Annotated in this window: 8 protein-coding genes and 3 tRNA genes; 2 read left to right on the top strand and 9 right to left on the bottom strand. The window is 35.5% G+C overall.

All coding sequences use genetic code 11. The features are described from left to right. Window positions 1-382 precede the first annotated feature (382 nt). Window positions 383-1,306, bottom strand: coding sequence for a TIGR01777 family oxidoreductase (locus tag LEP1GSC059_RS02625; protein ID WP_017215268.1), 924 nt, complete (start codon window positions 1,304-1,306; stop codon window positions 383-385). Window positions 1,307-1,377: 71 nt separating this feature from the next. Here LEP1GSC059_RS02625 and LEP1GSC059_RS02620 point away from each other — a divergent pair, with 71 nt between their 5' ends. Continuing rightward, window positions 1,378-1,998 carry a hypothetical protein gene (locus tag LEP1GSC059_RS02620; RefSeq protein ID WP_017215269.1) on the top strand — a complete coding sequence of 207 codons (621 nt, stop codon included), beginning with the start codon at window positions 1,378-1,380 and terminating at the stop codon, window positions 1,996-1,998. Between the two features lie 584 nt (window positions 1,999-2,582). Here LEP1GSC059_RS02620 and LEP1GSC059_RS02615 read toward each other — a convergent pair. The 7 genes from LEP1GSC059_RS02615 to sppA all read right to left on the bottom strand — a co-directional run bounded on the left by LEP1GSC059_RS02615 (window position 2,583) and on the right by sppA (window position 6,949). Next, window positions 2,583-2,658: transfer RNA gene (locus LEP1GSC059_RS02615), tRNA-His, on the bottom strand. 16 nt (window positions 2,659-2,674) lie between these two features. Continuing rightward, window positions 2,675-2,751 (bottom strand) — tRNA-Arg (locus LEP1GSC059_RS02610). A gap of 16 nt (window positions 2,752-2,767) precedes the next feature. Further along, a tRNA-Pro gene (locus tag LEP1GSC059_RS02605) sits at window positions 2,768-2,839 on the bottom strand. A gap of 35 nt (window positions 2,840-2,874) precedes the next feature. Further along, window positions 2,875-3,582, bottom strand: a complete 708-nt coding sequence (locus LEP1GSC059_RS02600; protein WP_002177599.1) for a tetratricopeptide repeat protein — start codon at window positions 3,580-3,582, stop codon at window positions 2,875-2,877. Between the two features lie 1,055 nt (window positions 3,583-4,637). Next, window positions 4,638-5,393, bottom strand: coding sequence for a 5'/3'-nucleotidase SurE (surE, locus tag LEP1GSC059_RS02595; RefSeq protein WP_020980189.1), 756 nt, complete (start codon window positions 5,391-5,393; stop codon window positions 4,638-4,640). Continuing rightward, the gene (locus LEP1GSC059_RS02590; protein WP_020980267.1) at window positions 5,390-5,989 is read right to left on the bottom strand and encodes a hypothetical protein; all 600 of its coding nucleotides are present in this window, start codon (window positions 5,987-5,989) and stop codon (window positions 5,390-5,392) included. Before LEP1GSC059_RS02590 ends, surE begins: the two co-directional genes overlap by 4 nt. A gap of 6 nt (window positions 5,990-5,995) precedes the next feature. Continuing rightward, window positions 5,996-6,949, bottom strand: coding sequence for a signal peptide peptidase SppA (sppA, locus tag LEP1GSC059_RS02585; RefSeq protein WP_017215270.1), 954 nt, complete (start codon window positions 6,947-6,949; stop codon window positions 5,996-5,998). A 298-nt stretch (window positions 6,950-7,247) separates the two neighbouring features. On the opposite strand from sppA, the gene LEP1GSC059_RS02580 reads away from it, so the two are divergent. Next, window positions 7,248-10,361, top strand: coding sequence for an efflux RND transporter permease subunit (locus LEP1GSC059_RS02580; protein ID WP_017215271.1), 3,114 nt, complete (start codon window positions 7,248-7,250; stop codon window positions 10,359-10,361). Window positions 10,362-10,518: 157 nt separating this feature from the next. On the opposite strand, the gene LEP1GSC059_RS02575 is transcribed toward LEP1GSC059_RS02580, so the two are convergent. Next, a complete protein-coding gene (locus tag LEP1GSC059_RS02575; protein WP_020980223.1) occupies window positions 10,519-12,183 on the bottom strand; it encodes a hypothetical protein in 1,665 nt (554 codons plus the stop codon). Window positions 12,184-12,878: the final 695 nt, after the last annotated feature.

The raw sequence follows: 12,878 nt of genomic DNA, 5'->3' as shown, positions 1-12,878 counted from the left end.
CATAGTTCAAATCAAAAAACTGCTTCAATTGACCGTTTCCATGAAGCAGAAACTGATGGAAAATTAATTTTCAACAATTCAATTCTTTAATTCAAAATGCAAAAACCTCAGGTATTGGACGAACTCATAAAAGATAAGAGTTACGATCATGAACAAAATAAAATGCTCACGAACTATATTACTAAAATTGCAAGACTTGACGACTATCTAACTCGATTTTCTGATTTCCCTCCGGTTATTTGGAGAGGGTTTTCTCGACTAACTGATATTAAATTGGGATTTAGCCTTGGGAAAAATGCTTGTGAGTAATTCTAAGGTTTGTTAGATGATTACCATTCGCCACATTGCGTTTAAATTCCGAAGTGATTGAAACCCTACAAAATTAAGATTCTGGCCGTAATAGTAGATTCTGTAACCCAGTTTCTAATTCCGGATATAAAAAAGAAAACCCGGACTTTTGTAGTTTTTCGGGAATTACTCTCTGACCTTTTAAAATTACGTCTGCACCTTCTTCAAAAAGAACTTTTAAAATTATCGCTGGAACTTTAAAAAACGCAGGGCGTTTTAAAATTCGAGCAAGCGTTTTCGAAAAAATTTCGTTACTCACAGGGCTGGGCGCAACCAAATTGAATGGACCAGAAACATTAGAATTTTCTAATAAATTAATAATCGCGTTAACCGCATCATCAATATGAATCCAACTAAGAATTTGATTTCCTGAGCCTAAGGTCCCCCCCATCCCCAAACGAAAAGAGGGGAGCATACTTTTTAAGGCTCCTCCTTGAGGACTTAAAACGACTCCTGTTCTTATTTGAACGAATCTGATTCCAAGTTTTGAAATCGGTTCGGCAGCTTTTTCCCAATCCACACATAAGGATGCTAGAAAATCTTTGCCGGAAGAAGAATGTTCTGAAAAATTTTCTGTATCATATTTGTAAGAACCATAATAGCCGATGGCAGATCCTTGAATCAAAACCTTGGGTAGAGTGCCTGCAATTTTAGAGATAGAGGAAACCAAACTTTCCGTATAATTTACTCTAGACGAACGAATTTCTTCTTTCACTTTTTTAGTCCATCTAACTCCAGCGATAGGTGATCCGGCTAAATTTATAATCGCATCTAAATGTTTTAAACTTTCTGATTTTGGAAAATTTTCTCCTATAATCTCCAAATTTTTCTTATTTTGAAGCAATACGGGAATATTAGAAAATCTACTTAAAATTCTTACGGAGTACCCCATTTCTAATAAACGAAATGTAAGATTTCTGCCTATTAGTCCGGTTCCACCTACAACACCTACTTTCATACTTGATTACCTTTTGTTGTGTTCAAAATCCTGATTGCCCATTTTATGGTAGTTCCCACACTTTTGATTCTATGATTTCTAAAGGTCTATTACCAAAAGTTTTCGTTTTCATTTTTCCGGTCACGATCATTCTGGGAAATCTTTATCTCTTTGGTACTACAAAGAATAAAATAGAAACATTTACAATTCAACCTCCATTTTTAGCTTTTGATTTTACTAATTCTTATCTTTCTAATAGGACTTCTAGAATTCGTAATCTTCTAGATCGAGATTCTTCTACAACATGGTTTAAACTTCGTAACTCGATTCAAAAAGAAGACTTTTTAGTTGAGTTACGACAAACACATCATCTTAAAAATCAAAAACCTGAAATTTCAAATTGGAAAAATCTCCATGTAGTAAGTTGTCATGAAACGGTAAAAACATTAAAGCTAAGTATTATTTTGCGCGAATCGATTGATATGGATACTGAGCTTAGGTTGCCCAAGGACAGAATTATAGGAGAAAAATTTTTGGATTTTTCAAAGTCCAAAAATTTTAAAATTCCTTTAGATTTGTATTACAAACCTGAAAGGAGCGAGAAATTCCCACAGAATATGTTTATTTGGACGGTTAAGGGAACCTGGATTACTAAGGACTCTGATTCTTTAAAAGAACTTTGTTTAGAAGATATTTGGTTGAGTGAGGATTAAAACAAGAATTTACCGATTTATTGTTTTTGTTGAAAATTAGATTAACGTGAGTTTGGTGAGAAAATTGGGCAATTTTTTTAAAAGGGAATTTCTATAGAATTTCAAGACAGTATCTCCATGTCGATTTTCTTCATGAAGCCGCCGTTTTGTAATTGTCATTCTATAAAAAATTCATTTTATAGAGAGCCTCTAAAAATAGTTTCTATATTTTAGAATTTATTTGTAAAATCTCGGTTTGTGGGAATTCTTATAGACTTAAGTTTTATTCCAATATTTTAGAGATTTTGAAAGTTGTTAAATTGAATGTGAATTTGTTGTAAGTAAAACCTATCTCAAAAATACTTTATATTTATTTAAAATACCATTCTAAGATATTTTGGAAAAAGTAGTTATAATGAGGTATTAAAGCTGTAATTTCGAAATTGTGCATGAGTTCCCAAAGCCTGGCTTTTTGGAACAAACTCAGAGTATTGTTTCATACATCCAAGTAGTAAGAGACGTAATTTGTGAGAACTACCACGTTTTATAAAAACTTGCGATTTGTTTAAGATAGATTTTTGGTTGAGGAGGTTCCACAAAACAACTGGGGAGAACGACGGGAATCGAACCCGCGACGGCCAGTACCACAAACTGGAGCTCTACCAACTGAGCTACGTTCTCCGTCTCTTGCTGATCCTGGTGACCCGAGAGGGATTCGAACCCCCGACCCACTGCTTAGAAGGCAGTTGCTCTATCCAACTGAGCTACCGAGTCTTGGGAGGATTGGAAATCGGGATGATAGGATTTGAACCTACGACCCTCTGCTCCCAAGGCAGATGCGCTACCCCTGCGCTACATCCCGTTTTCGATTCCATGTTTTTGAAAACAGTAGCAGTGTCAAGTAGAGTCTTCCGCTTTTTCAATGTGTCGTAATATCTCAGGATGTGTAGGGGATTTTAAGAGAGCTTTTTTAAAAGCTAAAATTGCTTCTTCTTTTTTACCACTTTTTAAAAGAAGAACACCGAAAGAATCTAAATAAGCGGGGTTGTCAGGTTCGTTTTTTAAAACAGATTTTAAACAATCAGTGGCCAACTTCCATTCTTCCTGATTATAATCTCTTTGATTTAACAATAAATAACCGAGAGAATTCAGACTATTTTTATAATCGGGACGTAACCTAAGAATTCTTTTATGAATTTCTATTGCTTCTTCGACCTTACCAGATTTTTCAAGAACAAATGCTTTCATGGAAAGAATTTTTAGATCGTCTACTTGAAACTTGAGACGTTCCTCACATTTATCTAACGCTTTTGAATATTCTTTATTTTGAATTAATGCATAAACAATCATCAAAAAGGAATTTTCTCGCTCACCGAATCTAGGAAATTTTTTAAGAAGTTCTTCTAAAATAGAAACGCATTTTTTATGATTCTCAGTTCTTGCGCAACATATTGCAAAATTATAATATAATTCTGGGTCTTCATTTCCTGAAGAAATTTCTCGATCGATTAAAGTTAATGCAAAAAGAAAATTTTCTTTATTGATTTCCTGAAGAATTCTTTTCTTAGCGGAAGAAAATTTTTTATTTTTATCCTTGTCGGACATTTTATAATTCACCTAACAATAGTTATTTTAAACTTATCTCAAAACGTTACCAGATTTATGGATCTATATTAGAGTTGTTGAAAAATTACATGTGACGTTTAATAAAACTGCTTCAATGGACCGTTTCCATGAAACAGAAACTAAGTGGCGAATTAATTTTTCAACAACTCTATTTTTTATCTTTACGCATTTATTATAATTTTCATACTTACTGATTCCTTTTGATACGTGTCTTAGTTTTTTGTATTACTGATCCTAAATAAAGAGTAGTATGAATTTTTCGCATTCGGTTCTAGAATAGAGTTGTTGAAAAATTCCATAGTGACGATCAACTGCTTCAATCGACCGTTTTCCATAAAACAAAAATTGATGGAGGATTTCATTTTTCAACAATTCTAATTGAAAAATTAATTTTCTTCCGTTTTTTCATTAAAACAAATGAATAAAATTGTGTAGATAGGATTTTTTCAATAACTCTAATAACTTCTCATAAATCGAGTGTATTCGTTCTATTGTGGAATCGTTTCGTTCTTTGATTTTATTTTGGTTCTGTTTCTTTCAATGATTGTTAATCTTATTGTTTCGCAAACAGTTTTCCTTTGAGTTTTATTTTAAGGGATTTTATAAAATCGCCATTTTTCAATTGTTATTAGAGTTGTGAAAAAATTAATTCTCCATTTGTTTTATGAAAATTGTTGATTGAAGCAGTTTTGTTAATCGTCACTAGAGAATTTTTGAACAACCCTATCCAATAAAAAATTGGTTTTATCAAACTTGATCAATTCCTAATTTTGAGATAATAGATAACTAACGTAAGTTTTGTAAACCATCCGAAAACGATTATTATGTTAAATTATCGGATGACCCATTAAGGAGTGAGATGTTGAGTTGGAAAATGTATCCTAAGCTAATGTATTCCTAAAATTCAATACGTTGCTGACTGCTGTTGCAGTTAGGGGCTCGCATGAAACGCCTTTCTTAACTCAGTAAACACTTTTCTATGGCCGGTGTGTTTAGATCGGCATCTATTGAGCTTTTGATTCGCCAAAATTTTCTTATGTCGAGCTCATGTTGCTTAAGGAATTTGAAAGTTCCGTTAAGATAGGAAAATTGGTTTGATCTAAAGATAGTGGAGTTAGTGAAATTTTTCCCGAAAAGAATGCAGTAAAATCTGTTCCTTCTTCGGTGGAATGTCCGAGCTCTGAGCCACCTAAGTAGAAATCGGCGATTCCTCCGATAATGTTTTTTTTAGAGTAAGTGTCTTCGTAAGTGCGTTTCCCTAATTTTGTAACTCTTAAATTCTTGGTTGAAGATGTAAAATCAGAGGGAATATTCATATTATAGACCGTCCCTATCTTTAATTGGGAAGAAAATTCGTTGATAAATTTTCGAACGAATTCAGCTTCTCTAATATAATCATAATCTTTAGTGATATTTCCAGAGCTAACTGCCAAAGAAAGTCTCTTATGTATCGCTCCATGTCTGGCTGCTCCAACGGTTCCAGAATAATGAACGTCGTGACCCATATTTACTCCTCGATTGATTCCGGATAAAACCAGATCAATTTTTGGAAAAATTTCTCCGTGCAAACCTATATTCACACAGTCCGCAGGATAACCGTCCACGATATAATGATTGTCGTTGATTCTTTCTACTCTCATGGAATCGTAAATCGATAAAGCCATAGAAGTGGCGGATCTTTCTCGCAAAGGAGCGATTAAATACGTATTGTGTTCTTTTTGAAGGATCGTTTCTAACGCTTTGATTCCAGAAGATGCAATTCCATCGTCGTTTGTAATTAAAATATTCATAAAATCAAATGTAGTATAGAGCCTGAGATATAAAAATAAAATATAAAAGGAAATGCGCCTGAAAAGAATACCGCCGTTAAGGAAAAACGAACCGCGTCCGTAGTTTTTAAATCGTAAATAAATTGGATTCCTTTCGAAAGTATTGCTACATAGTATCCGATTAGAAAAAGTAAAATTAGAAAATAACCGATTCCTCCTGTCATACCTGTTTCACGTAACAGAATAGCGACTGGAGTAAAAAAAGCAAAGATTGCCATCCCAAAACGACATAGATTGTACGAAAAATGCACGTTACCCGTTCTTTGTTTCTTTTGTGCGTGAAAATCAATTACTGCTCCTAGGATCATCGGGAGAATGGAAATCATAGATAAATTTGCAAGAAAGGATAATCCAATCATCCCAAAAGAATTTCCCGTGTAAGGCGGAGAAATGTATGTCGCGCCTACGGAAATACTTAGAGCGCTTGGAATCAAAACGATCCAGGAATACAAATTTAGATTTCTTTCGGAAAGATTTGCAAGCGCTGTTTCTAGCCGAATCGGTTCGTAAATAGAAGCTTCCAATAATCCTATTATTGTATTGAATAATTCTTTCAAGAGAACCTACCTGATTGCCTGAGGAAGAATTATGAGTACGGGCGAATTTTTGAATTCTTTGAAGAAGATCCTTTCGCCGGAAAAAGAATTCATTTTAGATCCTAACATCATAAACAGTCTATCGAATGGAGATTCATCTTCCTCATATAAAGGTATTTCTCCATCGTACTGGCAAAGTCTAGATAATTCTTCCAATGCTTCTTTTCTTCCGCCGATTTCATCTACGAGTTTATTTCTAAATGCGTCTTGTCCTGAATAAATTTTTCCTTCCGCAAGATTTTGAACCGACTTTACGGTTTGATTTCTTCCTTTAGCTACGTCTTGAATGAATTCGTTATAAGTATCAGATAACATTTTTTGAATCATCTCGTCTTCTTCGGGAGTAGAATCTCGAAACAAAGATAAAGAATCTTTATACTTCCCTTCTTTATAGGTTCTCATTTTGATTCCGTAACGATCTAAAAGTCCTTTGATGTTTGGCGCCATTGCAATGACTCCGATCGATCCTGTGATCGTTCCGGACAAGGCAAATATCTTATCCGCAGCCGAGGCGATGTAGTAACCACCCGATGCTGCCATGTCTTTCATGGACACAACGATCTTTCGCGTTTTTCGAAGTCGCATTAATTCGTTGTAAATTTCTTGTGAAGCTCCAACCGTTCCGCCTGGAGAATTGATTTCGATTAAGATTCCTTTAATATTCGGATTTTGTTCTATATCTCTCAGTTTTTGCAATATACTCTCTGAGCCGGTCGATTCAAAAGTAGAATGTCCCGAATGAATTTCACCTTCGATTTTAATCAGTGCGGCGCCGATAGGAGCCGTACTAAAAAATGTTCCTCCCGTGGTTCGAGAGTATTTCGAAGTTGTAGTCGCCAAAGAGATATTTACGAGTCCGATCAATATGGACAAAGTAGCCAATACGAATGTGATTGCTAATGCTAGACGGTTTCTTTCCACTCTTGAAATCAGATTCTTCCCCGTACTGGTGTCAAATGAGATTTTGTCTGAGTTCTCACATTTTAAGAATTCTTTACAAGTGCCGTCTGAAAAAATTTCTCTAATGTTATAGAAGTGCTTACAATAATTATAAAGTATCTTATCAGTTTTAGGGAAAAATTACAGAATTCAAAATCATCATTCTCAAAAGCAAGTATGTGATTCGTTTTAATATATTTTTAGAATATCACGCTACACATTTCCAGTTTGACGGTAGATCATGGCATTCCAGAAACTGATTTGTCAGTCAAAAATAAATATGAAATCACTTATAGAATCCTTTATTCAAAATCGACTTTTTATGTACTTAGGGATGGTCTTCATCTTTTTATCCGGAGTTGTTTCGCTGATCGGATTACGAAGAGATGCATTCCCAAATGTGGATTTAAAACAAATGGTGATCTCTACAAAATTTCCGGGAGCTTCTCCTGCGGATGTAGAATTGAGAGTCACTTATCCCATAGAAGAAAAACTTAAAGAAATAGATGGAATCGACGAGATTCGTTCTTTTTCTAGAAATTCCGTTTCGGACATTGATGTCCGGGTTAGTCTAGAAGAAAAAGATCCGGAAAAAGTTTTAAATGAAATCCGAAGAGCCGTAGACAATGCAATGGCCGAACTACCGGCTCAAGTTACCGAAAAACCGAAAATGACAGAGCGTAAATCCGGATCTTTTCCGATTATCGAATTTTCCATTTTTGGAGGAAAGGACGAAATCGAACTACATACCACCGCCGAATTTGTGGAACGGGAACTTGAAAAAATCCAAGGTGTTGCGAGAGTAGACGTTTTCGGTAAGAGGGATAGGGAATGGCATATTTTAGTAAATGCTAATAAGCTAAAGCAATATTCCTTGGACTTAAACGATATTATCAATACGATTCGGAACAGAAACATCAATCTTCCCGCAGGTTCTGTGGACTCAGAAGCAGCGTTCGATTTGAGAATTGACGGAGAATTTAAAAATCCTTCCGAAATTGGAAAAATCCCTACAAGGACTAACGAAATTTTTTCTGCGGTTAAACTAGGAGATATTGCAAAAGTAGAAGATACTTTCGAATATCCTAGATTTCTTGCAATTGCAAACGGGAAACAAGGTCTAATTCTTTCTGTGATCAAAAAAGAAAGATCGGACGCAATCGATGTTGCGGATAACGTTCATAAAAGATTAAACGAACTTTCTAAAACCTATCCTTCCGGAATGAAAACTTTTGTGTTAAACGACGAGGCTAAAAGAACTAAAAACAGACTTAACGTAGTTTCTTCTAACGCTTTGATTGGATTTGCAATCGTGTTTGGAATTCTATTTCTATTTTTAGATTTTAGGACGGCAACGCTCACTTCTCTTTCGTTACCATTCTCCATGTTGATGACTTTTTCGGTTATTCCATTTTTCGACGTATCGTTTAACATGATTTCTATGATGGGTTTGATCATTTCTCTCGGAATGTTGGTAGATAACTCGATCGTAATCTCGGAAAATATATATACCTATCTTGCGGAAAAAAATGATCCGGTCACAGCGTCGTTACGCGGAACAGTAGAAATGATCGTTCCGATTTTCGGGTCTTACCTCACAACTGTAACTGCATTCCTACCCATGTTGTTTATGACTGGAATTATGGGAAAATTCATTTGGGAAATTCCTTTAGTAGTGATTGTGGCGCTTACGGCGAGTTTGATAGAATCGTTTCTATTTTTACCGGCAAGGATTGCTGCGTTTGCAAAAACTCCTGATCAGATGAAGATTAAAAGTAAGTTTCGTCTTAAGATGGACTCAATTTTTCATTCTATCGAAACAAATTTTTCTAAATTAGTTTCTTTTAATATTCGACATAAAAAATCTTCGTTCGCGGTCATTTTATTATTGGTCTTTGGTTCTTGTGGCGCTTTGTCTCAAATGGACTTTATACTTTTTCCAAAAGAAGATATAGAAATCATCATGATCAAAGCAGAATTTCCTCCTACTTCCAGAATTTTTCAAACCAGAGAGAAAATGAAATACATGGAAAGTATCGTACAAAAAATTCCTAAAGAAGAATTGGTCAGTTATTCCACAAAAATAGGAGTACAACAAACCGATCCAGATGATCCTTTATCTCGTTTTGGTGAAAACTTGGGAGTGGTCTTAATATATCTAACTCCAGAAGTAAAACGCGAAAGAAAAGCGACTGAAATTCTTCGTTCGATAGAACCGGATTTAAGAAAAACCCCAGGTTTAAACGAAATCTTTTTAGAAGAATTTGGAAACGCTCCTCCGATTGGTGCTCCGATTACTATTTCCATTCAAGGCAAAGATTATGAAACTCTAAAGAAGATTTCGAACGAATTACAATCGTTTTTAAAATCGATTCCCGGAGTTTTTTCCGTTCGAGACGACTATCGATATGGTCGTAAGCAGATGTATATTCAACTTGATGAGGGATTGGAAAGTTTTACGGGAGTATCGACTTTGTCTGCTGCGAACGGTTTGCGTGCCGCGTATGATGGAGAGAGAGCGGGGACCGTTCGAAAAGGAAGAACAAAGATATATTTGAGAGTTCTTTACGATAAAGACTTTAGAAAAAATCCAAATGAAATTAAAACGATTCCATTACGCAATAAGGCGGGGAATATTACAAATCTTGCAAAGATTTCTAAAATGGATTTGATAGAATCTCCGGAGCTTTTAGCACACAAAGACTTTGATCGCGCGATCACCGTCAATGGCGACGTAAAGTTAGCCGAAATCACGGCTCACGACGCAAATCAAAAAGTAGCCACAGAATTTAAACCGCTGATAGAAAGACAATATCCCGGAATTACAATTACGTTTGGAGGAGAAGAAAAAGATACACAAAGATCGATGGCTTCTCTTGCAAAGGCGGGGATTATAGCCATATTCGGCATTTTCGGGATTCTCGCGCTTACGATCAAAAGTTTTTGGAAGCCGATGTTAATTCTCAGTACAATTCCTTTGGGAATTATAGGAATCGTGATTGGTTTTCCACTTTCTGGAAAGTCGATTAGCTTTTTAGCAATGATTGGTATTATCGGTTTAGCTGGTGTTTTGGTAAACGCTTCAATCGTTTTGGTGGATTGTATCGATTCTATCCGGAAAGATTCTAAGGCGAGTATGGACGATATTTTAATTGAAGCCAGTCAAAGAAGATTCAGGCCGATTCTTTTAACGACTCTAACCACGGTAGCGGGTTTGTTACCTACCGCTTATAGTCTTGGAGGTTCCGATCCGGTTCTTATTCCTATGACACTTGCTTTAGGCTGGGGATTGGGATTTGGAACGTTAGGAAGTCTTTTGTATGTTCCGGTCACCTTATCAGTGTTTAATGATCTTGCTACTCGATTCAAAGAAAAAAGATCAAAAAGGAAATAAGAAGTTTGATCAATAACTTTAATCTTTCTTAATGTGAATTTGATATAGACAAAACCAGGGAAACAGTAGTTCCCACATTTGTGAGAACTACTCAAACTCTAATCACAAAATGAAAAAGCTATTTTATAGAAGTTAGCTTTCTTTTTGACAAGTCCGTCTAATAATCTTGCCTGTAAATCGCTCCGCCAGAAATATTTTCCGGAGAAGAAGTTCCAGTCCAAAAGTTTGCTTGGAATTGAAGATAAACCGTTCTTGCGTCCCGATTATCCGCCGTATTGATAAAATAATTTTTAGCGGTGTTGGTATGTATGACCTGATAAAAAAGCTGAATTTTATAAAGATGATAATCGCCTAACAAGTTTATTCCGGCCCAATAAATGTAATAGGCTTCTCCTGGTTCAAAAGTTTGATTTTGGTTCCAGTCCCCTTTTAAAAATTCCACTTTGAGAACCGGCATGATATATTTCGATCCGCTAATATGAAAATTGTAACCGATCGTACCGTGATAACCCATTACTTGATTGGCTGCCGAACCGGAGAACTTACTCCAAGCTCCGTTTAAATAAAATCCCTTCCAAGTGAAAGTCATGTCGTATGTATGACCTACGATACCGAAGTTTGGCCGTCCTGGTGTTGTAATCGTTTTATCTGCAAGATAATCGGACTTTAATCCGGTTGGATCAACTCCACCTGTAGGTGTAGTTTGTTGAATTGCAAGTCTAGTAGGAGTTTGATCTTTGAGAAGGAATTCTACCGGAACCGGCTGTGAAGTTTTAAGTTGAGTTGTCTGAGCCACTGCAGCGCCTAACGATAGTTTGGCGTCGTCTTGAAAAATTTCGTCGCCTTCGACCCAACCTATGTCTTTATCTTTTTTTATCAATCCGCCAAATACGTTGTATTGAATCCTGCCATAATAAATCGGAGCAAGCAATTGGGGAAGGTTTTGACGCGCAGCCGTATTGTCCTGTCTTCTACCGTAACCGTAGTCGCCACCACCACCATGACCGTTACCGATAAAACCGTGAAGGGATAAATATCTAGTATATTTTTTATCAATTGCTTCTAAAGGATGAATTGCGATCATAGCACCAGTATCAAACTGAGGAAGCATATTTGTAACGATTGATCTTTCCAAAGAAATGAAATTTGCAGAACTTTGAATATACTCTCTGTTAAACGGAACGTTGATTTGCCCCAAAGTGATCCGAGAACTAAGAATTGGAATGTTCATCCAAATGACCGCTTCGTGAATTAAACCTCTTGAATCGTTGAGAGTTACGTCTTGAACGTCGCCAGTGGTTTTATTTTTTGTTACCCTTAAAAACTGACTATTAATTGCGTTTTCTAAACGAAGCTGAGTTGCAAATCCCCACCATTTTGCGCCTTGATAAAAGAAACCAAGACGAAGTCTTCTGAAGTTTGCGTCTGCAGTGTGAAAGTTTTCGTTGCCGGAAAATGCGGAATTACGATCCCCACTGACTCCACGAAACTGAGTTCTTGCGGCGATTACCAATTTTTCCTCGTTTAAATTTTCAGGTCTATGTTTGTAATGATTTGGAAGTTGCATATCCTTTCGTTCCGGAAAATTTTCTTTTTCGAAAGAATCGATCTTAGTACGATTTGGACCCGGCTTTGTATAAATTAATCCGGTGTCATTGTCTTCGTAAAATTCCTTTTTCGGTTTTTCTACTGGTTTAGAATCTACTGCGATAGGTTTTTCTTGTGCGAATAATCCAACTTCAGTGAGCAATATTAAACTAAAAATTTGAAAACCGATTTGTAACTTTATACTTCTTTTATTACGTTCTCTTTTCTTTTCCATTTCAAATACCGGTATAAGACCGTTCCTTTTTCTCTCTTTGAACCGTTTGTAATTTCTTCGAAATTTATATTTCATTTTGATTACAACTATATGAAGGGAATGTTTCAATTTGATTACAAGCTCGGTCTTAAAACATTACATTTGTAAGACGTTATAAAATTTAGAAATACGAATGTAGAGACTTTTCTTTAAAAAAGTCCGAAACGTTTTTTGAAGGGATTGGAACTTTTCCAATATTTCAAAAGGAAAGACTAATTCAAGTAACGGAAGGAGTTTTACTGTAGAAAAGATGTAGGTTTGCGATGATACTTGTTAAAACTTTGAGGTTGATTTTCACGAATCAAACAATAGATTGCATTATCCATTGAGAAACATCGGGAATAATGCGATTCACATTCTAAAAAAATAATACTATTCTGTGGTTTTATAGAAGTAGTTTAGCATATTGGTTATTGATGGTCCTATCGATATTTGTAATAACATATCCGTAGACAAAAATTAAAAACGCATAACGCGTTTACAAACTCGATTTTTTGATTACCATTCATATATAGTTTTTCTTCAATCTTGATTTGAAACTCATTCATATATAGTTGCATATTGCAACTAATGCTAGCTCGATATAAGAAATTTCTCTTATAAAACTTGATTGTTCTGTAAAGATAAAATGTGGGAACTCTTACTGATTTATGTGT

The organism is Leptospira noguchii serovar Panama str. CZ214, from assembly GCF_000306255.2.
Lineage (GTDB): Bacteria > Spirochaetota > Leptospiria > Leptospirales > Leptospiraceae > Leptospira > Leptospira noguchii.
This window is presented reverse-complemented; position numbering and strand designations above follow the sequence as displayed.